The 25,654-nt window shown below is 71.8% G+C and carries 18 protein-coding genes; 9 read left to right on the top strand and 9 right to left on the bottom strand.

All coding sequences use genetic code 11. The features are described 5' to 3' along the window. Positions 1-60 precede the first annotated feature (60 nt). The 6 genes from trpC to lgt all read left to right on the top strand — a co-directional run bounded on the left by trpC (position 61) and on the right by lgt (position 5,186). Positions 61-870, top strand: coding sequence for an indole-3-glycerol phosphate synthase TrpC (gene trpC / locus ACFZDA_RS23765; RefSeq protein ID WP_391084974.1), 810 nt, complete (start codon positions 61-63; stop codon positions 868-870). Between the two features lie 22 nt (positions 871-892). Next, on the top strand, positions 893-1,111 hold the full coding sequence (gene trpM / locus ACFZDA_RS23770; RefSeq protein ID WP_391084977.1) for a tryptophan biosynthesis modulator TrpM: 219 nt from the start codon (positions 893-895) through the stop codon (positions 1,109-1,111). Between the two features lie 57 nt (positions 1,112-1,168). After that, positions 1,169-2,455, top strand: coding sequence for a tryptophan synthase subunit beta (gene trpB / locus ACFZDA_RS23775; protein ID WP_307174621.1), 1,287 nt, complete (start codon positions 1,169-1,171; stop codon positions 2,453-2,455). Beyond that, entirely contained in the window at positions 2,452-3,270 is an 819-nt protein-coding gene (gene trpA, locus ACFZDA_RS23780) for a tryptophan synthase subunit alpha (RefSeq protein ID WP_391084981.1), read from the top strand. Before trpB ends, trpA begins: the two co-directional genes overlap by 4 nt. Positions 3,271-3,356: 86 nt before the next feature. Further along, positions 3,357-4,133: a thioredoxin domain-containing protein gene (locus ACFZDA_RS23785; RefSeq protein WP_391084984.1), complete on the top strand. Its 777-nt coding sequence runs from the start codon at positions 3,357-3,359 to the stop codon at positions 4,131-4,133. 84 nt (positions 4,134-4,217) lie between these two features. After that, entirely contained in the window at positions 4,218-5,186 is a 969-nt protein-coding gene (lgt, locus tag ACFZDA_RS23790) for a prolipoprotein diacylglyceryl transferase (protein WP_391084987.1), read from the top strand. A 72-nt stretch (positions 5,187-5,258) separates the two neighbouring features. On the opposite strand, the gene ACFZDA_RS23795 is transcribed toward lgt, so the two are convergent. The 6 genes from ACFZDA_RS23795 to ACFZDA_RS23820 are packed head-to-tail and all read right to left on the bottom strand — an operon-like array spanning position 5,259 to position 12,134. Beyond that, complete coding sequence (locus ACFZDA_RS23795) at positions 5,259-6,080, bottom strand: aldolase/citrate lyase family protein (protein ID WP_391084991.1); 822 nt, start codon at positions 6,078-6,080, stop codon at positions 5,259-5,261. Next, complete coding sequence (locus ACFZDA_RS23800) at positions 6,077-7,264, bottom strand: CoA transferase (RefSeq protein ID WP_391084994.1); 1,188 nt, start codon at positions 7,262-7,264, stop codon at positions 6,077-6,079. Before ACFZDA_RS23800 ends, ACFZDA_RS23795 begins: the two co-directional genes overlap by 4 nt. Next, complete coding sequence (locus ACFZDA_RS23805) at positions 7,261-8,658, bottom strand: ADP-ribosylglycohydrolase family protein (RefSeq protein ID WP_391084997.1); 1,398 nt, start codon at positions 8,656-8,658, stop codon at positions 7,261-7,263. The genes ACFZDA_RS23800 and ACFZDA_RS23805 overlap by 4 nt, the downstream gene beginning before the upstream one ends. Then, positions 8,646-9,815 (bottom strand): ADP-ribosylglycohydrolase family protein, encoded by a 1,170-nt coding sequence (locus ACFZDA_RS23810; RefSeq protein ID WP_391085000.1) that lies wholly within the window; start codon positions 9,813-9,815, stop codon positions 8,646-8,648. The genes ACFZDA_RS23805 and ACFZDA_RS23810 overlap by 13 nt, the downstream gene beginning before the upstream one ends. A 7-nt stretch (positions 9,816-9,822) precedes the next feature. Beyond that, complete coding sequence (locus tag ACFZDA_RS23815; RefSeq protein ID WP_391085003.1) at positions 9,823-11,070, bottom strand: ADP-ribosylglycohydrolase family protein; 1,248 nt, start codon at positions 11,068-11,070, stop codon at positions 9,823-9,825. Then, the gene (locus tag ACFZDA_RS23820) at positions 11,067-12,134 is read right to left on the bottom strand and encodes an ADP-ribosylglycohydrolase family protein (RefSeq protein WP_391085006.1); all 1,068 of its coding nucleotides are present in this window, start codon (positions 12,132-12,134) and stop codon (positions 11,067-11,069) included. The genes ACFZDA_RS23815 and ACFZDA_RS23820 overlap by 4 nt, the downstream gene beginning before the upstream one ends. A gap of 227 nt (positions 12,135-12,361) precedes the next feature. On the opposite strand from ACFZDA_RS23820, the gene ACFZDA_RS23825 reads away from it, so the two are divergent. The 3 genes from ACFZDA_RS23825 to ACFZDA_RS23835 all read left to right on the top strand — a co-directional run bounded on the left by ACFZDA_RS23825 (position 12,362) and on the right by ACFZDA_RS23835 (position 19,530). After that, a complete protein-coding gene (locus ACFZDA_RS23825; RefSeq protein ID WP_391085009.1) occupies positions 12,362-13,093 on the top strand; it encodes a VIT1/CCC1 transporter family protein in 732 nt (243 codons plus the stop codon). Positions 13,094-13,475: 382 nt separating this feature from the next. Further along, positions 13,476-18,074, top strand: a complete 4,599-nt coding sequence (gene gltB, locus ACFZDA_RS23830) for a glutamate synthase large subunit (protein ID WP_391085720.1) — start codon at positions 13,476-13,478, stop codon at positions 18,072-18,074. After that, on the top strand, positions 18,067-19,530 hold the full coding sequence (locus ACFZDA_RS23835; protein WP_391085012.1) for a glutamate synthase small subunit: 1,464 nt from the start codon (positions 18,067-18,069) through the stop codon (positions 19,528-19,530). Before gltB ends, ACFZDA_RS23835 begins: the two co-directional genes overlap by 8 nt. A gap of 104 nt (positions 19,531-19,634) precedes the next feature. Here ACFZDA_RS23835 and ACFZDA_RS23840 read toward each other — a convergent pair whose 3' ends face one another. The 3 genes from ACFZDA_RS23840 to ACFZDA_RS23850 are packed head-to-tail and all read right to left on the bottom strand — an operon-like array spanning position 19,635 to position 25,602. Beyond that, entirely contained in the window at positions 19,635-20,090 is a 456-nt protein-coding gene (locus ACFZDA_RS23840) for a hypothetical protein (protein WP_391085015.1), read from the bottom strand. Next, positions 20,087-20,428 carry a hypothetical protein gene (locus ACFZDA_RS23845; RefSeq protein ID WP_391085018.1) on the bottom strand — a complete coding sequence of 114 codons (342 nt, stop codon included), beginning with the start codon at positions 20,426-20,428 and terminating at the stop codon, positions 20,087-20,089. Before ACFZDA_RS23845 ends, ACFZDA_RS23840 begins: the two co-directional genes overlap by 4 nt. Next, positions 20,425-25,602, bottom strand: a complete 5,178-nt coding sequence (locus ACFZDA_RS23850; protein WP_391085021.1) for a caspase family protein — start codon at positions 25,600-25,602, stop codon at positions 20,425-20,427. The genes ACFZDA_RS23845 and ACFZDA_RS23850 overlap by 4 nt, the downstream gene beginning before the upstream one ends. Positions 25,603-25,654: the final 52 nt, after the last annotated feature.

Below are 25,654 nucleotides of genomic sequence, written 5' to 3' on the forward strand. Positions count from 1 at the left end.
TGACCATCGGTTTTCGATCGGTCGCTGGAATTGTCAAGAGTCTGGAAGGGGGCCGCTCGCGTGAGTGTGCTCGACGAGATCATCGACGGAGTCCGTGCCGACCTCGCGGAGCGGCAGGCGCGCGTCAGCCTCGACGAGCTCAAGGAGCGTGCGGCGAAGGCTCCCGCGGCCAAGGACGGCGCGGCCGCACTGCGTGGCGACGGCGTCAAGGTCATCTGCGAGGTCAAGCGCTCCAGCCCCTCCAAGGGCGCGCTGGCCGCGATCGCCGACCCGGCCGGACTCGCCGCGGACTACGAGGCGGGCGGCGCGGCCGTCATCTCCGTCCTCACCGAACAGCGCCGTTTCGGCGGCTCGCTCGCCGACCTCGAAGCGGTCCGCGCCCGGGTGGACATCCCGGTCCTGCGCAAGGACTTCATCGTCACGTCGTACCAGCTGTGGGAGGCCCGCGCCTACGGTGCCGACGTCGTCCTGCTGATCGTCGCCGCCCTCGACCAGCCCGCCCTGGAGTCCCTCATCGAGCGTGCCGAGTCCATCGGGCTCACGCCGCTCGTCGAGGTGCACGAGGAGGACGAGGTCGAGCGCGCGGTCGACGCCGGCGCCCGCGTGATCGGCGTCAACGCGCGCAACCTCAAGACCCTCGAGGTCGACCGCGGCACCTTCGAGCGTGTGGCACCGGAGATCCCCGACCACATCATCAAGATCGCCGAGTCCGGCGTCCGCGGCCCGCACGACCTCATCGCCTACGCCAACGCCGGCGCCGACGCGGTCCTGGTGGGCGAGTCCCTCGTCACCGGCAAGGACCCCAAGACGGCGGTCTCGGACCTGGTGGCGGCGGGCGAACACCCCGCACTCCGGCACGGCCGGGGCTGATCTCCCGCTAGGCTTGCCCCCGATGACTCTCACCATGACGACCGTGGACCGGTACGCCCGCCTCGCGCGCGGCTGCCGCCCCCGCGGCTGCCGAGCCCCCGCGCGCCGCGTCCACGGCCGCCGGGTCCGCTACGTCATCGGTGACGAGCCCGGGCAGGTCAACGGCATGCGATGGCAACAGCGCCCCTTCAGGGGCGCGGGGAACTGCGCGACCAGCCACGGCGCTCCCGCAGTCAACTGACAATCCCCGCCCCCACGGCGATTAGTGATCCACACACACTCACCGTGAGGTATTCGTATGCCCAGCCAGTTCTTCATCCCCGACCCCGAGGGTCAAACGCCCAACCCCGAAGGCTACTTCGGGACATTCGGCGGCAAGTTCATCCCCGAGGCCCTCGTCGCCGCAGTCGACGAGGTGGCCGTCGAGTACGACAAGGCCAAGCACGACCCGGAGTTCGCCAAGGAACTCGACGACCTCCTGGTCAACTACACCGGCCGCCCGTCGGCCCTCACGGAGGTGCCCCGGTTCGCCGAGCACGCCGGAGGCGCCCGCGTCTTCCTCAAGCGCGAGGACCTCAACCACACCGGCTCCCACAAGATCAACAACGTCCTCGGCCAGGCCCTGCTCACCAAGCGCATGGGCAAGACCCGGGTCATCGCCGAGACGGGCGCCGGCCAGCACGGCGTCGCCACCGCCACGGCCTGTGCCCTCTTCGGCCTCGAGTGCACGATCTACATGGGCGAGATCGACACCCAGCGCCAGGCCCTCAACGTCGCCCGCATGCGCATGCTCGGCGCCGAGGTCATCGCCGTGAAGTCCGGCAGCCGCACGCTGAAGGACGCGATCAACGAGGCGTTCCGCGACTGGGTCGCCAACGTCGACCACACGCACTACCTCTTCGGCACGGTCGCCGGACCCCACCCCTTCCCGGCCATGGTCCGCGACTTCCACCGCGTCATCGGCGTGGAGACCCGCCGCCAGCTCCTGGAGCGCGCGGGCCGCCTCCCCGACGCGGCCGTCGCCTGCGTCGGCGGCGGCTCCAACGCCATCGGCCTCTTCCACGCCTTCATCCCGGACGAGTCCGTCCGCCTCATCGGCTGCGAGCCGGCCGGGCACGGCGTCGACACCGGCGAGCACGCGGCGACCCTGACCGCCGGCGAACCCGGCATCCTGCACGGCTCCCGCAGTTACGTCCTCCAGGACGACGAGGGCCAGATCACCGAGCCGTACTCGATCTCCGCCGGTCTGGACTACCCGGGCATCGGCCCCGAGCACTCCTACCTCAAGGACTCCGGTCGCGGTGAGTACCGCGCGGTCACCGACGACGCGGCCATGCAGGCCCTGCACCTGCTGTCCCGCACCGAGGGCATCATCCCGGCCATCGAGAGCGCCCACGCGCTGGCCGGTGCCCTGGAGGTCGGCAAGGAGCTGGGCAAGGACGGGCTGATCGTGGTCAACCTGTCCGGCCGCGGCGACAAGGACATGGACACCGCCGCCCGCTACTTCGGTCTGTACGACACCGACGCCGAAGTCGCCGCCGACGCGGACACCGACACCGCCGAGATCGAGGGGGACGCCAAGTGAGCGGCAAGATCCAGCTGTTGACCGACACCCTCGCAGCGGCGAAGTCCGAGGGCCGGTCCGCCCTCATCGCCTACCTCCCGGCCGGGTTCCCGACCGTGGACGGCGGCATCGAGGCGATCAAGGCCGCCCTGGACGGCGGCGCCGACGTCGTCGAGGTCGGTCTGCCGCACAGCGACCCCGTCCTCGACGGGCCCGTCATCCAGACCGCCGACGACATCGCCCTGCGCGGCGGTGTGAAGATCGCCGACGTGATGCGCACGGTCCGCGAGGCCCACGCGGCCACCGGCAAGCCCGTCCTCGTCATGACGTACTGGAACCCCATCGACCGCTACGGCGTCGAGCGGTTCACCGCCGAGCTCGCCGAGGCGGGCGGCGCCGGGTGCATCCTGCCCGACCTGCCTGTCCAGGAGTCGGCGCTGTGGAGGGAGCACGCGGAGAAGCACGGCCTCGCCACCGTCTTCGTCGTCGCCCCCAGCAGCAGGGACGAGCGGCTCGCGCAGATCACCGCGGCGGGCAGCGGCTTCGTCTACGCCGCCTCCCTCATGGGCGTCACCGGCACCCGTGAGTCGGTCAGCTCGCAGGCCGAGGACCTGGTGGCACGCACCCGCGCCACCGGCACGGACCTGCCGGTCTGCGTCGGCCTCGGCGTCTCCAACGCCACCCAGGCCGCCGAGGTCGCCGGCTTCGCCGACGGCGTGATCGTCGGCTCGGCCTTCGTCAAGGCCATGCTGGACGCCCCGGACGACGCGGCCGGTGTCGAGGCCGTCCGCACCCTGGCCGCCGGCCTGGCGAAGGGCGTGCGCGGGCAGGCGTAAGAAGGCGCGTAGTCATACGGGTCCCTCGTACGGGTGGACCTGGGGCCGGGGAGGCGCGGTGCGCCTCCCCGGTTCGTTTCCGGGATGTGAGCGAGAAGAACCATGAGGGAAAGCGCACCGCCCGGGAGAAGCTGGCGGTGGAGCGCGAGAAGCAGAAGGCCTCGGAGAAGCGCCGCCGCGCGCTGATCGTGGGCGGTGCCGTCGTGGCCGTCCTGGGACTCGCGGCGGTGATCGGCGTCATCGCCGCCAATGCCGGAAAGGACGACGACAGCGAGGCGGCGGGCCCGGTCGTGGCGCCCTCGGGGGCCCAGGGCAAGGACGGCCTGGCCATCCCGGTCGGCAAGGAGAGCGCCAAGTCCACGCTCACGGTCTGGGAGGACTTCCGCTGCCCGGCCTGCAGATCCTTCGAGTCGGTGTACCGGCCGGTGATCCACGAGCTGACGAACGCCGGCCGGCTGAAGGCCGAGTACCACCTGGTCACCCTCATCGACGGCAACCTGCGCGGCACCGGCTCCCGCAACGCGGCCAACGCCGCGGCCTGCGCCCAGGACGCCGGGAAGTTCCCCGCGTACCACGACGTGCTCTTCGACAACCAGCCCCCGGAGACCGACGACGCCTACGCCAGGAACGCCAAGCTGATCGAGCTGGCCGGCAAGGTCGACGGCCTGGACTCCCCCGCCTTCCGCAAGTGCGTCGAGGGCGGCACGCACAACGCCTGGGTCACCAAGTCCCACCAGGCGTTCGCCAAGGGCGGCTTCTCGGGCACGCCGACCGTCCTGTTGGACGGCAAGAACATCTACCAGGACCGGACGATGACCCCGGCGAAGCTGAAGCAGCTGGTGCAGGAGCAGAACAAGGGGTGACGGCTTTTCTCACTTGCCTGTTATGGACCCGTAGCCGGGCTGCCTGCCGCGGCCCGGGTCCGGCACGGTAGCGTCGACCTTGCCATGGAACTTGCCTTCATTCCCAGCCCGTCACGCGGGGTGCTGTACCTCGGCCCCATTCCGCTGCGCGGCTACGCGTTCTGCATCATCATCGGCGTCTTCGTTGCCGTCTGGCTCGGCAACAAGCGCTGGATCGCCCGGGGCGGGCGGGCCGGCACGGTGGCCGACATCGCGGTCTGGGCCGTGCCCTTCGGCCTCGTGGGCGGCCGGCTCTACCACGTGATCACGGACTACGAGCTGTACTTCAGCGAGGGCCGTGACTGGGTGGACGCCTTCAAGATCTGGGAGGGCGGTCTCGGCATCTGGGGCGCGATCGCCCTGGGCGCGCTGGGCGCCTGGATCGGCTGCCGCCGCCGTGGCATCCCGATGCCGGCGTACGCCGACGCCGTCGCGCCGGGCATCGCCCTCGCCCAGGCGATCGGCCGCTGGGGCAACTGGTTCAACCAGGAGCTGTACGGCAAGCGCACCGATCTGCCGTGGGCCCTGGAGATCACGTCCTCCGCGGACGGCCGGGTGCCGGGCACATACCACCCGACGTTCCTGTACGAGTCGCTGTGGTGCATCGGCGTCGCGCTCCTGGTCATCTGGGCGGACCGCCGCTTCCGGCTGGGCCACGGCCGGGCGTTCGCGCTGTACGTCGCCGCGTACTGCACGGGCCGGGCGTGGATCGAGTACATGCGCGTCGACGACGCCCACCACATCCTGGGTGTCCGGCTGAACGTGTGGACCGCGATCCTGGTGTTCCTGCTCGCGGTCACCTACCTCGTGCTGTCGTCGAAGAAGCGGCCGGGCCGGGAAGCCGTGGTGGAGCCCGGTGCGGAGGCGTCCGCCGCTGAAGCCGACGGCGACGACGGGTCCGCCGGCGAGGGCAAGGAAGCCGACGCCAAGGCCGACGACGAGGCGAAGGCCGACGAAGAGCCGAAGGCCGATGACGAGGCCAATGACGAGGCCGGGTCGGCGAAGAAGAGCTGACCGTCCGCCGTACGAGACCGAGGGCGCCCGTGGATTCGCGGGCGCCCTCGGTGTTCTGCGGGTGGGGGCGGGTCAGCGGCGGCGTGCCAGGGACAGGGTGCGCTGGGCCGCCGTCACCACCGCCGTGTCGATGAAGCGGCCGTCCGGGAGGGCCTGGGCGCCCTGGTGCGTCGCCGCCGCCTTGACGATCGTCTCCGCTCGCTCGATCTCCTCCTCGGTGGGGAGGAAGGCCCGCTCGATGACCGGGAGCTGGCGGGGGTGGATCGCGGCCCGGCCCAGGAAGCCCAGGGCGCGGCCATGGGCGCAGGAGGCGGCCAGCCCTTCCAGGTCGCGGACGTCCGGGTGGACCGACTGGGCCGGCGGCGGCAGGCCCGCGGCCCGGGCGGCCACGATCACCCGGGAGCGGGACCAGTCGAGCCCCTCGTCGTCACATCCGCCCAGGTCGGCCCGGAGGTCCGTCTCCCCGAGAGAGACGCCCCGCAGGGACGGGTGGGCCGTGGCGACGGCGTACGCCTGTTCCACGCCGAGGGCCGTCTCCAGGACGGCGTACAGGGGCAGCCCGGCGGGGACGGCGTGCCGGGCGATCCGGACGACCTCGGCGGGTGAGCCGATCTTGGGGAGCCGCAGGGCGCAGAGGCCGCGAGCCGGGGTGAGGGTGGCGAGGTCCTGCCCGGCCCAGGGGCTGTCCAGGGCGTTGACGCGGACGTGGACCGGGACCGGCGGCTGCTCGGTGAGCAGCTCGGCGGTGGCGGCACGGGCGTACGCCTTCCGGTCGGGGGCGATGGCGTCCTCCAGGTCGACGACGACGATGTCGGCGCCGGCGGTGAGGGCCTTGGCCACCACGTGGGGGCGGTCGCCCGGGGCGTACAGCCACGTGAGGGGGAACGCCGTCACAGGACGCCCTCCGCGCGCAGCGCCGTGAGGTCGGCCGGGGTGAGGCCCAGTTCGGTGAGGACCTCGTCCGTGTCGGCGCCGTGGGGGCGGCCGGCCCAGCGGATCGCGCCGGGCGTGGCGGAGAGCCGGAAGAGGACGTTCTGCATGCGCAGGGGGCCCAGCTCCGGGTCGTCGACGGTGGTGATGGTGTTCAGGGCCTGGTACTGCGGGTCCGCCATCACGTCCCGGACGTCCTGGACCGGGGCCACAGCCGCCTCGGCCTTCTCGAAGGCCGCCAGGACGTCCGCGCGGGTGCGTGCGGCGATCCAGGAGCCGACCGCCTCGTCCAGGACGTCGGCGTGGCGGGCGCGGCCCGCGCCCGTGGCGAACCACGGCTCGTCGATCAGTTCCGGGCGGCCCACCAGGCGCAGCACGCGTTCCGCGACCGACTGGGCCGACGTCGAGACCGCGACCCAGGTTCCGTCCGCGGTGCGGTAGACGCCGCGCGGGGCGTTGTTCGGGGAGCGGTTGCCGGTGCGGGGCTGGACGTGTCCGAGCTGGTCGTACCAGAGGGGCTGGGGACCGAGGGCGGCCAGGATCGGTTCGATCAGGGCCAGGTCGACGACCTGGCCCTCGCCGGTCCTGTCCCGGGCGGCGAGGGCCGTCATCACCGCGTACGCGGTCGTCAGGCCCGCGATGGCGTCGGCCAGGCCGAACGGCGGGAGCGTCGGGGGCGCGTCCGGTTCGCCGGTGATCGCGGCGAAGCCGCTCATCGCCTCGGCGAGGGTGCCGAAGCCGGGGCGGTGGGCGTAGGGGCCGAACTGGCCGAAGCCGGTGACGCGGGCCAGCACCAGACGGGGGTTGGCGGCCGACAGCTCCGGCCAGCCCAGGTCCCACTTCTCCAGGGTGCCGGGGCGGAAGTTCTCGATGATCACGTCGGCGCCGGCGGCGAGGCGCAGGAGGGTGGTGCGGCCGCCGGGCTTCGACAGGTCGAGGGTGATGGTGCGCTTGTTGCGGCCGAGCATCTTCCACCACAGGCCCACGCCGTCCTTCGACGGGCCGTGGCCGCGGGACGGGTCCGGTTTCGCCGGGTGCTCGACCTTGACGACCTCCGCGCCGAAGTCGCCGAGCAGGGTGGCGGCCATCGGGCCGGCGAAGAGTGTGGCGAGGTCCAGGACGCGGAGGCCGGTGAGGGGCGCGGTCATGAGCGGTGGGTCTCCCGGTGGGTGAGATGGGCGAGGGTGTCGAAGCCGGTGCCGTTGAAGTCGCCGATGGAGGTGGACAGGCGGTTCTTCAGCGGGGCCGTCCAGCGGTCGGGGAGTGCCGCGGGGTCCCCTGCCAGCAGGCCGGCGATGCTGCCGGCGGTCGCGCCGCCCGAGTCGGTGTCCCAGCCGCCGCTCACGGCGCGGCAGACCGAGCCGGAGAAGTCGCCGTCGGCGTGGGTGAGGGCGGCGACGACGAGGGCGGTGTTGGGGACGGCGTGCACCCAGTGGTGGGCGGCGGCGTGGGTGGCGTGCAGGATGTCGACGACTGTTTCGAAGTCGCGGTGTTCCCGGGCCAGTTGGATGGCGTGATGGACGGCCCGGGCGAGGCGGGAGCGGGGCGGGACGACGGTGAGGCCGGTGCGCAGGCAGGTGTGGACGTCGTGTTCCCCTGTCGCGGCCTTCGCGATGGTGGCCGCGGTGAACATCGCCGCGTAGACGCCGTTGGCGGTGTGGGTGAGGGTGGCGTCGCGGTGGGCCTGTTCCGCGGCGGCGGCCGGGTCGCCGGGGTTGGTCCAGCCGTGCACGTCGGCGCGGATCAGGGCGCCGATCCATTCGCGGAACGGGTTGCGGTGGCGGGCGGTGTGCGGGGGTTCCAAACCGGTGAGGAGGTTGCGGTAGGCGATGCGTTCGGCGGTGAAGGTGCGTCCGGCGGGGAGTTCGTCGAGCCAGGTGCGGGCCACGTCCGTGGTGGTGAAGGACCTGCCGTGGCGTTGCAGGAGGATGAGGTTGAGGAGGGGGTAGTTGAGGTCGTCGTCCTCGGGCATGCCGTCGATGTTCTCGGCGAGGGAGGTTTTCGCCGAGCGGCGGTTCCAGGGGTGTTTCCGGAGGAGGTCTTCGGGGACGCCTCGGGCTGTGAAGTAGGTGGTGAGGGGCCAGTTGCCGGTGGACTTGGCCAGTTGGCGGATGGCGTCCAGGGGGAGCTTCTCGACTGGTTTGCCCAGGAGGCAGCCCGCGGCTCTGCCCAGCCAGGCGGATTCCAGGTGCGACTGTTTTGTGACTGGACGCGGGACCCCCATCGCCCCGGCGGCACGACTGCCCGCAGGCTGAGGCATTGACCAATCCGGGCACAGGGACTGGATCGCTGCCAGGTCCGTCGGCTCGTCGTCCGCCAAGGCGCTGGGCAAGTCCGCCAGTTCGTCCAGGAGGTCTTCTGCCAGTTGGCGGAGGTAGCGGGAGGCGGGGGTGGAGGACGCGCCTGCTGTGAGGGGGGCCGGGGGGCCGCCTGCCGCTCTCCAGCGGGCCGCGATCGCTTTCGGCTCGCGGCCGTCCTGGGTCGCCTGGTGGAGTTCATGGCCGATCAGATCCTCCGGCTGGACCCAGGTCAGGCGGAGCATTCCGGGCCTCCGAGGGATGCGAAGGCCTCTTCGTGGGCGCGGCGGCGGGAGGTGTCCCGGGCGAAGATCTCGCGGGTGACGGCCGTGAGGGTCGTGGCCGGTTCCCAGAGGTCCAGGCGGCTGGCCTCGGCGACCGTCTTGGCCCAGTCCTGGGGGATGGGGGAGCCGAGGGCACCCGCCAGGGCGCCGGCCATCGTGGCGATGGAGTCGCAGTCGCGGCCGTAGTTCACGGCGCCCAGGACCGCGTGGCGGTAGTCGCCCCTGGCCACGAGCAACATGCCCAGGGCGACGGGGAGTTCCTCGATCGCGTGGAGGCGGGAGGGGCGGCGGGCGCCGAGGGAAGGGGCGCGGTAGTCCGGGCCGACCGTGTCGTAGGGGGCGACCGCCTCGCGCAGGGGGGCCAGTGCCGACTCGAAGTCCGTGTGGCGGGAGGCCTCCTCGCAGACCCGCTCGATCGCGGTGCGCGTGCCGTCCTTCGCCAGGGACAGGCAGGCCGACACGACCGAGTCCGTGGTGGCCCCCGGGCTGCATGCCGCCGCGACCGCCGCCGCCAGGACGCCCGCCGCCTCACGGCCGTAGGACGACTGGTGCGCGCCGGCGATGTCGAGGGCCTCGGCGTAGGCCGCCCGCGGGTTGGCGGCGTTGACCAGGCCGACGGGGGACATGTACATCGCCGCACCGCAGTTGACGATGTTGCCGGTGCCGGCCTCGCGCGGGTCGGCATGGCCGTAGTGGATCCTCGTCACCAGCCATTTCTCCGCCAGGAAGACGCGGTGCAGGGGGAGGGCCTCGGTCTCCAGTTCCGGGATCCAGCGGGGCTCGGTCATCAGGTCGGGGACGAGGTGGTCGGCGATCGCGTAGGCGTCGAGGTGGTCGCGGACCCGGGCGTAGACGCGGATCAGGGCGTGCGTCATCAAGGTGTCGTCGGTGACGTGGCCGTCGCCCTTGTGGTACGGGGCGAGAGGGCGGGCGGTGCGCCAGTCGTCGCCGTGCCAGGGGCCCACGATGCCGTGGACGCGGCCACCGTGGCGTTCCAGGATCTGCTCGGGCGAGTAGCCCTCGACGGGGCCGCCGAGGGCGTCGCCGACGGCGGCGCCGACCAGGGCTCCGGTGATCCGCTCGTCCAGTGTGGCGTTTTGGTGTGGTTTGGGCTGCATGGCCGCATCATCCACCGGGGCGGTCCGGTTGTGCGGCTTCCAGGAGTCCGGCGAGTTCCACGAGGTCCGTGCCGGTGAGGCGGGGCAGGACGCAGCCGGAGAGGGTGCGGCAGGTCTCCCGCCAGGAGGCCGGGATCGAGGCGCCGCCGCCCAGCGCGCCGGTGAGGGCGCCCGCCAGGGCCGGGGCGGAGTCCGCGACGCGGGACAGGCAGGCCGCGGCGGGAACCGCCTCCGCGATGCGGCCGCGCGCGGCTGTGGCCAGGGCGAGGGCGACCGGGACCGTTTCGGCGGCGGCGATGCCGTAGCTGTAGACGTGGTCGACGATCTGGTGTTCCAGGGGCGGGACCAGGGCGAAGGCGCTGTCCGCGGCGGCCGTGAGGTGCAGGGCGTGCCGGGCGTTGCGGCCGATCTCCGTCTCCTCGGGCAGTTCGGTGAGCGCGGCGGTGACGCAGGCGTGGACGTCCGCGCCGGCCAGGGCGAGGGCGAGGGCCGCCGCCATCGCCCGGGCGCCGTGCACGCCGTCGCCGTCCTGGGTGTAGCGGGCGTCGAACTCGGCGAGGTCGGCGGCGCGCCGGGGGTCGCCCGGGTGGGCCACGGCCAGGACGCACGCCCTCACGCAGGCGGCGTCGTCGAAGTAGTGGGGGTTGTCGTGGCCCGTGGCGGGCGGGCGCAGGCCGGTGGCGAGGTTGCCGAGGCCGGCGCGGACGGAGATACGGGCGCGCAGGGGGAGGACGGCGGACTCGATCTCGGGTGCGCGGTCCGCTGCGGCGGCTACTTCGCAGGCGATGGCGTTCCAGGTGAGGTCGATCGCGGCGCGGATGCGGCGTTCTCGGCTGAGGTCGTTCAGGACGGTGTCGTCGCCTGCGCGCAGGAGGGCTTCCGCGGCGAAGGCGGCCCATTCGGCGTCGTCCGAGGGGCCCAGGCGGAGGGGTTCCGGGGGCTGGTTCAGGGCGATGGGGACGGGGAGGGTGGTGGTGGCGTTGTGTTCGGCGAAGGTGTCCAGTTCGCGGGTGAGGCGGCGGGTCCAGTCGGGCATGCGGGCGGCTCGGTGGCGGGCGGCGGGCCAGCCGGCGGCGTCGCCTGCGGCGAGTCCGAGCAGGAGGCCTTCGGCCTTTCTGTCTCCCACCAGCGCACCGCCCGTGACTGTCACCTGAGGGGTCCTGGTCTCCCGTGGGGCGCCTTCGCCGTCGGCGGCCGCGGGTGGTCTTACCGGGGCCGCGGCGCCGGCCGCTGCCGCCGGATCGTGCCGCGTCATGCGGGGGCCTGCGTTCCGTCGCCCGCCAGGACGAAGTCCGTCGGCCCGGGCTCGTCGCCGTGCGCCGGGGCCCAGGGCGTCAGCAGGTCCGCCACGTCCAGGACGTGGTAGCCCGCCATCGCCGGCAGGCACCGGCCGCGGACCGGGCCGATGGGGGTCGTCCAGGCCTCCGGAATCGCCGAGACACCCCGCGTCGCACCGGCCAGCGCGCCCGCGACCGCCGCCGTCGTGTCCGCGTCGCGGCCCATGTTGACCGCCGTCAGGACGGACTGTTCGAAGTCGCCGTCGGCCGCCGCGTACGCGCCGAAGGCGAGGGCGACCGCCTCGGGGGCGAGGTCCGTCCACGGGTAGCCGCCGATGACGACCGCGGAGCGGACCGCGCGTTCGCCGCGGTGGGCCACCGCCACCGCGCGGCGCAGGCAGCGGGCCGTCCAGGAGTCGTCGGGAACGACGGCGAGGGCGGCGGCCACGACCGCGATCGGCTGGGCGCCCGCCATCGCCGCCGCCACGCCCGCCGCCACCGCCTGGCCGCCGTAGATGCCCTCGCCGTCATGGCTCACCGAGCCGTCGATCGCCGCCAGCCGGGCCGCCTCCGCCGGGCGGCCCGGCGCGAACACCCCGAAGGGGGCCGCGCGCATGGCCAGACCGTCGCTCCAGGCGTGCCGGTGCTGGGCGGAGATGGGGGCGGCCAGGCCCCGCCGGAGGTTCTCCAGCGTGCCGCGTTCACTGAAGCCGGCGCCACGGAAGGGGCCCTCGTCGCGGTCGGCGATCCACTCGTGCCAGGCCGCCTCCACATGCGCGGGGGTCAGGGCCGAGCCGTGCCGGGCCAGCAGGAGGCCCGAGAAGATCGCGTACTCGGTGTCGTCCGTGCCGGCGGGATGCTCGGCGACGTAGCCGGTGATACGGCCCCACCGCGCGCGGATCTCGGAGGGCTTCAGGTTCTCGGCCGGGGCCCCGAGCGCGTCACCGACGGCCAGGCCCAGCAGGGCGCCGCGTGCGCGTGCGCGCAGTTCGGTGGCGTCCCCGGGCGCCGGTACGGAGGAGATGCAGGCGATCGATGCCATACGGAATGTGTCCCACTCCGGCGACCGCCCCGAGCCTAGGGACCCCCAGCATCACCCGGTCGACATCTGTGCAAGATCGTCATCAAGTGAGCGTCACGCGGTAAAACCGCAGGTTAGCGCAGCCTTTCCTTGCTGGCGGAGTCGGAATTCACGGCGTACTTTGTGTGTTGTAAAAATCTGGAACTCGTCCAGAGAAGCTGGTTCGGCTAGGGGATCGGGGATTTTTCATGGCCATCATCGAGACCGAGGCGGCGCTGCACGAGGCGCACCGGGACAACCACACCCACCGGGACGTCAACGGCGGCTGGCTGCGTCCCGCGGTGTTCGGTGCGATGGACGGCCTCGTCTCCAACCTGGCCCTGATGACCGGTGTCGCGGGCGGCTCGGTCGGTCAGCACACCGTCGTCCTCACCGGACTCGCGGGCCTGGCCGCCGGTGCCTTCTCCATGGCCGCCGGCGAGTACACCTCCGTCGCCTCGCAGCGCGAGCTCGTCGAGGCCGAGCTGGACGTGGAGCGGCGCGAGCTGCGCAAGCACCCGCAGGACGAGGAGGCCGAGCTCGCCGCGCTCTACCGGTCGCGCGGGGTCGAGCCGAAGCTGGCCGACGAGGTCGCACGGCAGCTGTCGAAGGACCCCGAGCAGGCGCTGGAGATCCACGCCCGGGAGGAGCTGGGCATCGACCCCGGCGATCTGCCCTCGCCCACCGTGGCCGCGGTGTCGAGCTTCGGCTCCTTCGCGCTGGGCGCGCTGATCCCGGTCCTGCCGTATCTGCTGGGCGCGAGCAGCCTCTGGCCGGCCGTGCTGCTGGCGCTGCTCGGGCTCTTCCTGTGCGGCGCGGTGGTGGCCCGGGTGACGGCACGCACCTGGTGGTACAGCGGGCTGCGGCAGCTGTTCCTGGGAGGCGCGGCGGCGGGTGTGACGTACGCCCTGGGCGGCTTGTTCGGGACGGCCGTAGGATAGCTCGGCTCGGAGTTATGCGAGGGGCCGCATAAGTAGCCGTTACTTGCTGGTTTCGAATGCGCAACCACCGGGCATGAGCCGTAAGCGCTGCGGGCAATGAGGCCCGTGGACGCGCTCAGCGGGCTGGGCGAAGACGCCCGTCCCGCCTCCGGGCCCGACGGGTATCGATCTCACCCGGTCGTTCCGTACAGGCCCCCCATAGCTTCCACCGTCGGTGCGGTACCCCCGCCGCAAGCCGCCGGTGTCCGCATGTTGGAACGGATTATCCCGGTTCCCGAGAACCGCTCCATCATGTAACCTGCACGAAATTTTGCGATCACGCGAGGGCCAACGTCGTCCCTCGGCACTTTGCATATGCCAGATGACGACGACGGGAGAGCCGATGCGTACGCCGCGCCAGCCGTCCCAGCATTCCGCGAATGGCCAGAACTGGTCCTTCATGGATGCTCGCCCTGCTGCGCAGGGTATGTACGACCCCCGCAACGAGCACGACGCCTGCGGCGTCGGCTTCGTCGCCACCCTTACCGGCGAGGCGTCCCACACCCTGGTCGAGCAGGCCCTGACCGTCCTGCGCAACCTCGAACACCGCGGTGCCACCGGCTCCGAGCCCGACTCCGGCGACGGCGCCGGCATCCTGTCGCAGGTCCCGGACGCCTTCTTCCGTGACGTGGCCGGATTCGAACTGCCCGCGGCCGGTGCCTACGCCGTCGGTACCGCCTTCCTGCCGGAGGACTCCGCCGCCGACGCCGTCTCGCGGATCGAGACGATCGCGGCCGACGAGGGCCTGACCGTGCTCGGCTGGCGCGAGGTGCCGGTCGCTCCCGAGCTGCTGGGCGCCACCGCCCGGTCGACCATGCCGGTCTTCCGGCAGATCTTCGTCAGCGACGGCGTCTCGGAGGGCATCGCCCTCGACCGCAAGGCCTTCGTGCTGCGCAAGCGGGCCGAGCGCGAGGCCGGTGTGTACTTCCCGTCGCTGTCCGCGCGGACCATCGTCTACAAGGGCATGCTGACCACCGGCCAGCTGGAGCCCTTCTTCCCGGACCTGTCCGACCGCCGCTTCGCCTCCGCGATCGCGCTCGTGCACTCCCGGTTCTCGACGAACACCTTCCCGTCCTGGCCGCTGGCCCACCCGTACCGCTTCGTCGCCCACAACGGTGAGATCAACACCGTCAAGGGCAACCGCAACTGGATGGTGGCCCGCGAGTCGCAGCTCGTCTCGGACCTGTTCGGATCAGACGAGAAGGCCATCGAGCGGATCTTCCCGGTCTGTACGCCGGACGCCTCCGACTCCGCCTCCTTCGACGAGGTCCTCGAACTCCTGCACCTGGGCGGACGTTCCCTGCCGCACTCCGTGCTGATGATGATCCCGGAGGCGTGGGAGAACCACGACTCCATGGACCCCAGCCGGCGCGCCTTCTACCAGTTCCACTCCAACCTGATGGAGCCCTGGGACGGCCCGGCCTGTGTCACCTTCACCGACGGCACCCAGGTCGGTGCCGTGCTCGACCGCAACGGCCTGCGCCCCGGCCGCTACTGGGTCACCGACGACGGCCTCGTCGTCCTCGGCTCCGAGGTCGGCGTCCTCGACATCGACCCGGCCAAGGTCGTCCGCAAGGGCCGCCTGCAGCCCGGCCGCATGTTCCTCGTCGACACCGCCGAGCACCGCATCATCGAGGACGACGAGATCAAGGCCGAGCTCGCCGCCGAGAACCCGTACGCGGAGTGGCTGGAGGCCGGCGAGATCGAGCTCTCCGACCTGCCCGAGCGCGAGCACATCGTCCACACCCACGCCTCGGTCACCCGCCGCCAGCAGACCTTCGGCTACACCGAGGAGGAGCTGCGCGTCCTCCTCGCGCCGATGGCCAAGGCCGGTGCCGAGCCCATCGGCTCGATGGGCACCGACTCGCCGATCGCCGCGCTGTCGGACCGCCCGCGCCTGCTCTTCGACTACTTCACCCAGCTGTTCGCGCAGGTCACCAACCCGCCGCTGGACGCCATCCGCGAGGAGCTCGTCACCTCGCTGCGCTCCTCACTGGGCCCGCAGGGCAACCTGCTCGACCCGAGCGCGGCCTCCTGCCGCAGCGTCGTGCTGCCCTTCCCGGTCATCGACAACGACGAGCTGGCCAAGCTCATCCACATCAACGCCGACGGCGACATGCCCGGCTTCAAGGCCGCGACCCTGTCCGGCCTGTACCGGGTGCACGGCGGCGGTGACGCGCTGGCCGCGCGGATCGACGAGATCTGCGCCGAGGCCGACGCCGCGATCGAGAACGGCGCCCGGCTGATCGTCCTGTCGGACCGCCACTCGGACGCCGAGCACGCGCCGATCCCCTCGCTGCTGCTCACCGCGGCCGTCCACCACCACCTCATCCGCACCAAGCAGCGCACCCAGGTGGGCCTGCTGGTCGAGGCCGGCGACGTCCGCGAGGTCCACCACGTCGCCCTGCTCATCGGCTACGGCGCCGCCGCCGTCAACCCGTACCTGGCGATGGAGTCCGTCGAGGACCTGGTCCGCGCCGGCACCTTCCTGCCCGGCGTCGAGGCCGAGAAGGCCATCCGCAACCTCATCTACGCCCTCGGCAAGGGCGTGCTGAAGGTCATGTCCAAGATGGGCATCTCGACCGTCGCCTCCTACCGCGGCGCCCAGGTCTTCGAGGCCGTCGGTCTCGACGAGACCTTCGTCGAGAAGTACTTCAACGGCACGGCCACCAAGATCGGCGGCGTCGGCATCGACGTCATCGCCAAGGAGGTCGCCGCCCGGCACGCCAAGGGCTACCCGGCCTCCGGCATCGCCCCGGCGCACCGCGCGCTCGACATAGGCGGCGAGTACCAGTGGCGCCGCGAGGGCGAGCCGCACCTGTTCGACCCGGAGACGGTCTTCCGCCTCCAGCACTCCACGCGCTCCGGCCGCTACGACATCTTCAAGAAGTACACCGAGCGCGTGAACGAGCAGTCCGAGCGGCTGATGACGCTCCGCGGTCTGTTCGGCTTCAAGTCCGACCGGAAGCCCATCCCGATCGACGAGGTCGAGCCGGTCTCCGAGATCGTCAAGCGGTTCTCGACGGGCGCCATGTCGTACGGCTCCATCTCGCAGGAGGCGCACGAGACCCTCGCCATCGCCATGAACCAGCTGGGCGGCAAGTCCAACACCGGTGAGGGCGGCGAGGACCCGGAGCGCCTGTACGACCCGGCCCGCCGGTCGTCCATCAAGCAGGTCGCCTCCGGCCGCTTCGGCGTGACCTCCGAGTACCTGGTCAACTCCGACGACATCCAGATCAAGATGGCCCAGGGCGCCAAGCCCGGCGAGGGCGGCCAGCTGCCCGGCCACAAGGTCTACCCGTGGGTCGCCAAGACGCGGCACTCGACGCCGGGCGTCGGCCTCATCTCGCCGCCCCCGCACCACGACATCTACTCCATCGAGGACCTGGCCCAGCTGATCCACGACCTGAAGAACGCGAACCCGCAGGCGCGGATTCACGTCAAGCTGGTCTCCGAGGTCGGTGTCGGCACGGTCGCCGCGGGTGTCTCCAAGGCGCACGCGGACGTCGTCCTCATCTCCGGCCACGACGGCGGCACCGGCGCCTCACCGCTCACCTCGCTGAAGCACGCGGGCGGCCCCTGGGAGCTCGGTCTCGCCGAGACCCAGCAGACGCTGCTGCTCAACGGCCTGCGCGACCGCATCGTCGTGCAGACCGACGGCCAGCTCAAGACCGGCCGCGACGTGGTCATCGCCGCGCTGCTCGGCGCCGAGGAGTTCGGTTTCGCGACCGCGCCGCTCGTCGTCTCCGGTTGCGTCATGATGCGCGTCTGCCACCTGGACACCTGCCCGGTCGGCATCGCCACGCAGAACCCGGTCCTGCGCGAGCGGTACACCGGCAAGGCCGAGTACGTCGTGAACTTCTTCCAGTACATCGCCCAGGAGGTCCGCGAGATCCTCGCCGAGCTGGGCTTCCGCTCCATCGAGGAGGCCGTCGGCCACGCCGAGACCCTCGACGTCACGCGGGCGGTCGACCACTGGAAGGCACAGGGCCTGGACCTGGCCCCGCTGTTCCACGTGCCCGAGCTGCCCGAGGGCGCGGTCCGCCACCGGCTGATCGCCCAGGACCACGGTCTGGAGAAGGCGCTCGACAACCAGCTGATCAAGCTCGCCGCGGACGCCCTGTCCGCCTCGGACGCCACCGAGGCCCAGCCGGTCCGCGCACAGGTGCAGATCCGCAACATCAACCGCACGGTCGGCACCATGCTCGGCCACGAGGTGACCAAGAAGTTCGGTGGCGCGGGCCTGCCCGACGACACCATCGACATCACCTTCACCGGCTCCGCCGGCCAGTCCTTCGGCGCGTTCGTGCCGCGCGGTGTCACGCTGCGCCTGGAGGGCGACGCCAACGACTACGTCGGCAAGGGCCTGTCGGGCGGCCGGATCGTGGTCCGCCCGGACCGCGCGGCCGACCACCTCGCCGAGTACAGCGTCATCGCCGGCAACACCATCGGCTACGGCGCCACCGGCGGCGAGATGTTCCTGCGCGGCAAGGTCGGCGAGCGGTTCTGCGTCCGCAACTCCGGCGCGACGGTCGTCTCCGAGGGCGTGGGCGACCACGGCTGCGAGTACATGACCGGTGGTCACGCGGTGGTGCTCGGCGAGACGGGCCGCAACTTCGCGGCCGGTATGTCCGGCGGTATCGCGTACGTCATCGACCTGGACCGCGACAACGTCAACGTCGGCAACCTGGACGCGGTCGAGGCGCTGGACGACACCGACAGGCAGTGGCTGCACGACGTGGTCCGCCGCCACCAGGAGGAGACGGGCTCCACCGTCGCCGAGAAGCTCCTGGCCGAGTGGGACACCGCCGTCGAGCGCTTCAGCAAGATCATCCCCAGCACGTTCAAGGCAGTGCTCGCCGCCAAGGAAGCCGCCGAGCGAGCCGGTCTCTCCGAGACCGAGACCCACGAGAAGATGATGGAGGCGGCGATCAATGGCTGACCCGAAGGGCTTCCTGAACCACGGGCGCGAGGTCGCCAAGTCCCGCCCCGTCGAGGAGCGCGTCAAGGACTGGAACGAGGTCTACGTCCCCGGCTCCCTGCTGCCGATCATCAGCAAGCAGGCCAGCCGCTGCATGGACTGCGGCATCCCGTTCTGCCACAACGGCTGCCCGCTGGGGAACCTGATCCCCGAGTGGAACGACTACGCCTACCGCGAGGACTGGGCCGCCGCCTCCGAGCGGCTGCACGCGACGAACAACTTCCCGGAGTTCACGGGCCGGCTGTGCCCCGCTCCCTGTGAGTCGGCGTGTGTGCTCGGCATCAACCAGCCGCCGGTCACCATCAAGAACGTCGAGGTCTCGATCATCGACAAGGCGTGGGAGACCGGGGACGTCGCCCCGCAGATCCCGGAGCGCCTGTCCGGCAAGACCGTCGCCGTCATCGGCTCCGGCCCCGCGGGCCTGGCCGCCGCCCAGCAGCTGACCCGGGCCGGACACACGGTCGCCGTCTACGAGCGCGCGGACCGCATCGGAGGCCTCCTGCGGTACGGCATCCCCGAGTTCAAGATGGAGAAGCGGCACATCAACCGCCGCATCGAGCAGATGCGCGCGGAGGGCACCCGCTTCCGCACCGGCATCGAGATCGGCCGCGACCTGAAGGCGACGGACCTGAAGAAGCGCTACGACGCGGTCGTCCTGGCCGTCGGCGCGACCACGGCCCGTGACCTGCCGGTGCCCGGCCGCGAGCTCAAGGGCATCTACCAGGCCATGGAGTACCTGCCCCTGTCGAACAAGGTCCAGGAGGGCGACTACGTGGCGCCCCCGATCTCGGCCGAGGGCAAGCACGTCGTGGTCATCGGCGGCGGCGACACCGGCGCCGACTGCGTCGGTACGGCCCACCGCCAGGGCGCGGCCTCCGTCACACAGCTGGAGATCATGCCCCGCCCGAACGACGAGCGGCACCCGGTCAACCAGCCCTGGCCGACCTTCCCGATGCTCTACAAGGTCACCTCGGCCCACGAGGAGGGCGGCGAGCGCGTCTACTCGGTCTCGACGACCCACTTCGAGGGCGACGAGGACGGCAACGTGCAGTGGCTGCACCTCACCGAGGTGGAGTTCATCGACGGCCGGCTGACCCCGAAGCCGGGCACCGAGCGCAAGATCCCCGCCCAGCTCGTCACCCTCGCCATGGGCTTCACCGGCACCGACCGGGAGAACGGCCTGGTCGAGCAGTTCGGCCTGGAGCTCGACGAGCGCGGCAACATCGCCCGCGACGACGACTACCAGACCAACGTGCCGGGCGTGTTCGTCGCCGGTGACGCGGGCCGCGGCCAGTCGCTCATCGTGTGGGCGATCGCCGAGGGCCGCTCGGCGGCGCGCGGGGTGGACCGCCACCTCACGGGCGCCAGCGAGCTGCCGGCACCGATCCGCCCGACGGACCGTGCGCTGATGGTCTGACGGATCACCGAAGAGACGTCCCGTACAAAGGCGTACGGAACACTGACGGCGCCTGCCCCACAGTCCCCGACCGGACGAACGGGCAGGCGCTGTCGCCTTTCCCCCTACTTTCCGCCGGGCACGACCCATGTGACGATCACCGCGGCAGCGACGCACAGGACACCGGCCAGGGCGAGCCAGCGCGCGCACTCCACCAGCAGCCAGATGGTCTTCGTCCGCTTCTTCTCGTATCGCAGCAGCCTGCCCGCCTCCAGCAGGATTTCCTCACCGGGCCGTCCGTGCACGGCCAGAACGCCCAGCCAGGAAGCGGCGATCAGGGCGAGGAACCCGGCGATCAGCAGCCCGGTCACCCACCAGCGCGGCGTGTCCGCCAGCTTGCTCAGATCCTCCTGGCCCTTCAGCACGAACACCGCGGCGAGCAGGCCGGTGAGCGAGGCGAGGAAATTGCGATACCCCTCGGCCTGATGCAGCGCCGCCTGCAACTGCCGCTCCGGAGAGGCCATCTCGCGGCAGCGGCGGTCCGCGTCGCGGAGCTGCTGCGGCGTGGGTGTGAAGGTCATGGCGTCGCCCCGGACTGCCCGGGCGAGGGCGGCGCCGCGATGGTCAGCAGGGCCCCGCAGCCCCGTGGCTCGCTCGCGGGGCGGTTCATGTGCAGGGTGCGGCACTCGCACAGGGTGTGGAACGACTGGGGCCCCGGCTCCTCACGCCGGCCGAAGAAGCCGCCCTTGGCGACCGGGGGCTGCCCGAAGGGCCAGGTCCTCGTCATCGGGCAGGTGCAGACCGGGCAGGTCCCGGAGGCTTCGTACCGGGCGTCGTCGCCGTTCCTGCGCACGACCCACCGGAAGGTGAGGACGGGGGCGTGGACGGCGTCGGGGTCGTACTCGATCGGGGGCGTCACTCGGCGGTGCCTTCCGGATGAGGGGCTTCGCAGGGGAGTTCCAGGCAGAAGAGGGCCGCGTACCGGGCCAGTCGCTCGCGCACCTGGCTCTCGGGCAGGTCCGTCTCCTCCGCGCTGAGCGTGATGTGGTCCTCGGAGACGGTGCCGGCCAGGGCGGGGGCCCGGCCGGTGAGCTGCTCGGTGAGGATGATCAGATCCTGCCAGTCGGGGACGCGGTCGGCCACCTCGCCCTCGGGCCTGCCGACGGTGACGTCCAGGCCGAGGCAGGCGAAGGGGGCGTAGCGGTCGTACGTCCTGCCGAGGGTCCAGTCGAAGCGGCCGGCGGTGCGGACGAGTTCGAGGGGGCCGAGGACGCAGGTCTCGTCGTCGATGCCGAGGAGACCCGGGCCGAAGGCGGCCATGTCGAAGAGGTCGGGTGTGTGGTCCCGTACGGCCGCGGCCCCGGGGGTGTCGGCGGCGCAGGGGGGCGGCGGGCCGCCGAGCGGCTGGAACCGGGTGAGGTGTTCGATGGAGGCGGCGAGCGTGCGGCGCGTGATGTAGGCGTGGCGCAGCAGTCGCGAGAGCCGGAGGGCCGGCAGGAATCGGCCCGACGGTTGCGTCAGGAGCGCACCGACGTCTTGGGAGGTCGCTTGCAGGTCCAGGACCGCGGGGTCCGGCCGGGAGACGGAGACGGGCAGGACCTGGTCCTGTCCGGTCAGCCTCCGCACGATGTCGCCGATGGGGCGTCGCTCCGTGGCACTGAGCTGGACGAGGACCGCGGGTGTCACGCCCTGCTCGTCGAGATTCCTGCCGGACAACGCGACCGAATGTCCACGGGTGAGGGGGTGGTCCCAGACCTCCAGTTGCCGCAGGGTCTCCTCGATGCGGTCCTCGAATCCCGGGGCGAGCAGGCCCGCCGAGTTCAGGCGCCGCAGGACCTTGTCGATCTCGTCGAGGTCGATCTCGGACCGGGGCGACAGGGTCGGGGTGCGTGAGGCCCTGCGCGTGATGACCCTGATGAACTCCCAGGGCGAGACCCCGGCGCCACGGCGACGGATCGTAGTGAGTACTTCGGCCGCCAGGGAGGAGGGGATCCAGTCGGCCACCTCGGCGGGCGGCTCGTCGGCGCGAATCCCGGTCACCGGCGTGAGGGCGTTCAGACGTGAGGCCGCTTCACTCGGCGGGATCTGCAACTCCGCGGCCAGCACGAGCAGATCGTCGATGCGGAGATCGTCGCCACGCCGTCGGGTCACGTCCAGGCGGCCACCGACCGAGCGGACGAACAGGGAACGCTCCATCGCATTGAGCGGACCGTGCTCGATGGCGGCGGGCGAGAGGTCCTCCCGCAGCGAGAAGCCGAGCGGCTCGAACCGCCGGACACGAGCCGCCAGGTCGCTGACGGGCACTCCCGATTCACCCCGGACGAGAAGATCGACGACCCCCAGCTCACCGGGCCACACATGCAGTTCCTCGTCCAGTTCCTGGCTCACCAACAGCGCAGCGTCACCCCGCGTGGGGACCTCGGCGGCCAGGTCGGCGTCCAGGACGGGCGGGGGCGGCAACTCGGGCTGCCAGGCCCGGAGTTCCTCCAGGAGGGCGACCGCGTCTGCGAGGGGCAGGCGGTGTCGCGCGGCGATCAGCAGGAGCGGAGCGTACAGGGCCGGCTTGTTCCAGTGCCCCTCACGCAGCATGGAACGCCACATCCCGGACAGTTCCACCAGTTCCCTCGTGGGCCGCGCCGTCCGAAGTCTGCGGATGTCCGTCGCGGCAGGAACCTCCATACCCAGGATCGCGTAGCGGCGGAGGGCCTTCAGGGGCTCAGCCGACGGCATGTGTGTCAGGTATGCGGCCCGCAGCACCGTCTGCCATCCGCGCGGGGTGTTGGCCTCCTTCGGGAAGAGGATCGCGTCCATGGCCGTCGGACGGGGGTACCCGGGCGGGAGGAAGGCCTTTCCCCCCTGGTGGAGAGCGAGCCGTGTCTTCTGCCACTGTCCGGCCAGGGCGCTCTGGTAGTCGCCGAGCTGCCCACGCCAGGGGCCTCGGCTGTTCCCGGCGCTCTCGTCCATGGGCAGGCACCCCACCGTCGCGAGAGGCGCCGTACGCGGCAGGGTCTGGTCGGGGTGCGCTCCCGGGGGGAAGATGATGGCCGCGGTGCCATCGGGCAGCGAGTCGAGCACGGTGAAGGCGAGCCGGGGCGACTTCCCGGCGAGTTCCCACAGCCACGGCAGCAGGACCTCCCGCCACCGCGAGGTGGCCCTCGGCGCGGCGTCCAGCAGCTCGGACGTCACTGCCTCCTCGTCGTACGAGATAAGGCTGTTGCGATCCACGCTGGGCTCGGGCCGATGCCGTTCCCGCAGATTGACGATGTGGCCGCACGACTCCGGCGCGTCCTTGATGACCACGCCGTCCAGCAGCCACCCGCCCTTGCCCTGCACCAGCCAGATGTCGCGGGTGCCCTGGACGGCGTCGCCGTACCAGGGCTTGGGGGTGGGTGGCGTGAGCGCTCCGGGCTCCCAGCGCCGGTGCCGTACGGCCGTCCGGTTGTCGTCCTTGGTGAGTTCCCGTGCCTCCACCTCGAAGTCCGCCACCCACAGGAAGGACTCGAGCGTCTCCACCAACGAGGGCGCGACGGTGGCGTCCTCGCCCAGATACAGCCGCACCCGCGTCCCGCCGTCCAGTGCCACATGCGGATCCTCACCGATCCTCAGCAGCCCCGAGCCCGACTGGATGTCGGCGCGCAGCGGCTCCAGTTGGAGCGCGCGGCCGTAGTGGTCCACCGGGCTCGTCCAGACGACGACTTCCTCGGCGAGCATGAAGTAGCTGAACACGCCGATGCCGAAACGGGAGTTGAGGGGCATCTCGCCGAGGTCGGCGCGGCGCCAGTTGCGGCGCTCCTGGACGAACTCCGGGTCCTGCTCGTACCGCTTGCCGGCGCGGGCGAACATCGAGGTCAGCTTGGCGCGGTTCATGCCGGAACCGTTGTCCGTGCACTCGATGTACGGCCTGCCGTCGGCGTCCCAGCCCTGGGTGAAGGTGATCCTCGGCTGCCAGTCGGGCCCCGGCCGGCCCTGCGCCGCGCCGTACTGCCGGCGCATGTCACGGTAGCGGCAGGCGTCCAGGGCGTTCTGGTACAGCTCGCGCACCGCCAGCATGGGATCGCCGTACAGCTGGGTGCCCATGAGCAGGGGCCGGATCTCGTCCTCGGCCAGCCGGAAGCGTTCCAGCGGCTGCTTGTACCGCTCGGCCACGGGCACGAGCTGGTCGGTGGTGACGCGCTCGGGGAATCCGCGCAGCAGGGCCGGCGGGGTCGTCCGGGCCTTCTGGCACTCCTGGTGCAGCAGGTCCACGGTCGCGTTCGTCCGCGCGGCGAGCTCCTCGACGGCCACGTGGAGCGCCGGATGGGGGCAGGCGAACCGGACGGTGAGCTCGTAGGGTCCTTCGTCCTGTTCGCCCAGGAGCGTCACGTCGTAGCCGAAGTCGGCGGACAGGGCGGCCACCACGTCGTCCGGGTCCAGGGGCTCGTGGGCACCCAGGTGGTCGACGAGGACACTCGACATCCGGCGCGGGTCGGCGGCCTGGAGGCCGGCTGTCCACAGCAGGCGGGCGAGGTCCGAGGCGCGCCACTGGTTCCCGGGCACCGGCGGGTAGGTGCTCCAGTCGTCACCGCCGCGCGCGTCGTTGATGCGCGGGCTGGTACTCGGATGGACCGTCAGATGGCCGAGGACCTGGCGCACCTGGCCGTCGATGGTGAGCCTGGTCGCCTCTCTGACCGGTGCTCCCGTGGGGTCGGCGGCCGCGTCCAGGATCGCGCCCACCAGCAGGTCGAGGATCGTGTCCACGGCCGAGTAGTCGCCCGTGCGTTCCCACAGCGGGTCCCAGTCGGTGATGAAGCGGTGCCGCAGCCAGTGGTCGGCGGCTGCCGTCTGTTCCTTGAGGCCCCGGCGGCGCAGGGTTGCGACGGTGCGCCGGACCTGGGAGTGCGCGCGGGCGACGTCGTGGGCGGCGTCGCGGACCAGGCGGTCGTGACCTTCGAGGGCGTCGTCCGCGCTCTTGACGTCCATGCCCTCGGGCATCGTCCTGCGCAGCTCCTCCAGCGCGATCGCGACGATGCCCTCCTGCACGACGGGCGCCGCGAGCAGCGCCGCCGTCTCGGCGGGCGAGAGCAGGTCGCGGCCCTCCAGACGGGCCCGCTTGACCAGGGTCTCCAGCCGATCGACCACCCGGACCGGATAGGTGGGGTCGGTCCACGGGTCGTCGCGGTGCGCGCCCTCGGTGGAGAGGGAGTCCACGATGTGCTCGACCAGCTCGCCGAGCCGCTTCTTGACCCGCTCGTGCACCGCCGCGGTGCCCGACGTGTACCGCCACAGGCACGACTGCTCGATCATCGTCGTCCACCGGTACGCTTCCTGCGCGCCCTCGCACAGCACGGGGCCGGGGTCGTCCGGGTCGAGGCCGTGCGGGACGTACCGGTCGACGGTGGGCGGCATGACCCCCGCGTCGGAGGCGTTCCGGCGCACCGCCGTACGGGTGTCGCGGACGAGGTCGGCGAAGGTGGTCGGCTGCGTGGTCGGCGCGAGTGCTTTGGCGAGCGCCCGGCCGAACCAACTGCCTTCCTGCGGGTCGGCGTAGGAGCGCTCGCCCCGGCCACAGCTGTAGAGCCAGTACACGTCCTCGGCGGCCGAGAGGACGGTGTTCCGGCCCTGCTCGGCCAGGGGCGTGGGCTCCTCGGTGCGGCAGATGTCCAGGCAGACGACCGTCGTCACGCCGGCGGGCAGCCCGTCGAGCAGTCCCCCGGGGTCCGCGGCTATGAGCGTGCGGTCGAGGAGCGACCGGCCACCGGCCGGGTCCATGCGGCCCGGCTGTACGTCGGCGGGCAGGAGATGGTCCCGTTTGCCCACGGTCGTACCGTGACAGGACATGTAGAGGAACGCCGTGTCGCCGGGGGAGCACTCGTCGAAGAACTCCTGGAGAGCGCCGAGCAGTTCGAAGCCGCCCGGGTCGTGCAGCGGCCGTACCTCGTAGTGCGACTGGCGCAGCGCACGGCTCACGAGTTCGACGTCTTCGACGGCGCTCTGAAGGGCGGGGAAACGCCGGGCCAGATGCTCGTCCCGCTCCAGCGCGGGGGTCCGCCCCACCCCGACGACCAACGCCCGCCGTCTGCCCCCTCCAGGGGCCTTGGCCTGTCCCGGTTTCACGCGTCCCCCTCATGCATTTCACGAGTAGGACATCATCGCAGAGTACTCGGGC

The sequence above is a fragment of the Streptomyces sp. NPDC007991 genome (assembly GCF_042958445.1).
In the GTDB taxonomy this organism is placed as follows: domain Bacteria; phylum Actinomycetota; class Actinomycetes; order Streptomycetales; family Streptomycetaceae; genus Streptomyces.

What these genes read in the sequence shown, in the direction of transcription:
- ACFZDA_RS23835 (WP_391085012.1), top strand. Translation starts at nt 18,067, where the DNA reads ATGGCTGACCCGAAGGGCTTCCTGAACCACGGGCGCGAGGTCGCCAAG.
- ACFZDA_RS23810 (WP_391085000.1), bottom strand. Translation starts at nt 9,815, where the DNA reads ATGCAGCCCAAACCACACCAAAACGCCACACTGGACGAGCGGATCACC.
- lgt (WP_391084987.1), top strand. Translation starts at nt 4,218, where the DNA reads ATGGAACTTGCCTTCATTCCCAGCCCGTCACGCGGGGTGCTGTACCTC.
- ACFZDA_RS23805 (WP_391084997.1), bottom strand. Translation starts at nt 8,658, where the DNA reads ATGCTCCGCCTGACCTGGGTCCAGCCGGAGGATCTGATCGGCCATGAA.
- ACFZDA_RS23820 (WP_391085006.1), bottom strand. Translation starts at nt 12,134, where the DNA reads ATGGCATCGATCGCCTGCATCTCCTCCGTACCGGCGCCCGGGGACGCC.
- trpM (WP_391084977.1), top strand. Translation starts at nt 893, where the DNA reads ATGACTCTCACCATGACGACCGTGGACCGGTACGCCCGCCTCGCGCGC.
- ACFZDA_RS23825 (WP_391085009.1), top strand. Translation starts at nt 12,362, where the DNA reads ATGGCCATCATCGAGACCGAGGCGGCGCTGCACGAGGCGCACCGGGAC.
- ACFZDA_RS23840 (WP_391085015.1), bottom strand. Translation starts at nt 20,090, where the DNA reads ATGACCTTCACACCCACGCCGCAGCAGCTCCGCGACGCGGACCGCCGC.
- ACFZDA_RS23800 (WP_391084994.1), bottom strand. Translation starts at nt 7,264, where the DNA reads ATGACCGCGCCCCTCACCGGCCTCCGCGTCCTGGACCTCGCCACACTC.
- gltB (WP_391085720.1), top strand. Translation starts at nt 13,476, where the DNA reads ATGCGTACGCCGCGCCAGCCGTCCCAGCATTCCGCGAATGGCCAGAAC.
- trpB (WP_307174621.1), top strand. Translation starts at nt 1,169, where the DNA reads ATGCCCAGCCAGTTCTTCATCCCCGACCCCGAGGGTCAAACGCCCAAC.
- ACFZDA_RS23815 (WP_391085003.1), bottom strand. Translation starts at nt 11,070, where the DNA reads ATGACGCGGCACGATCCGGCGGCAGCGGCCGGCGCCGCGGCCCCGGTA.